Genomic DNA, 355 nt, shown 5'->3' with positions numbered 1-355 from the left:
TGGCACCGGCTTCGCCGGTGTTCGCGGCTAAAGCCGCTCCTACATCGATCGTAGTGTCGCCCCAGACTGCGACAATATTCCCGTCACATTAACGTGACTTTCCCGCACTCACCCTACGTCAAGACTTTGATTCGGGGCATTCTTGGCCCCGGGCCGAGCGATGCCAGCGTACCGTGCTGCGCATTTCTGGACTTCCACCGTCCCATCACTTGAGGTAGCAAGCAAGATGGCCAAGGCCGCTGATGTCGTTGTGCAATGCCTGGAAAACGAAGGTGTCGAATATGTGTTCGGCATTCCCGGTGAAGAAAACCTCGACCTGCTCGAATCCCTGCGCAAGTCGAAGATCAAGCTGGTA

At 56.3% G+C, this 355-nt stretch carries 1 protein-coding gene; it reads left to right on the top strand.

The features are described from left to right. Positions 1-226: 226 nt before the first annotated feature. Positions 227-355, top strand: a 129-nt coding sequence (locus tag IAE39_RS29515) for a thiamine pyrophosphate-binding protein (RefSeq protein WP_268934225.1), incomplete at its 3' end; no start/stop codon positions are given.

It is taken from the genome of Pseudomonas sp. S37 (assembly GCF_016658545.1).
In the GTDB taxonomy this organism is placed as follows: Bacteria; Pseudomonadota; Gammaproteobacteria; order Pseudomonadales; family Pseudomonadaceae; genus Aquipseudomonas.
This window is presented reverse-complemented; position numbering and strand designations above follow the sequence as displayed.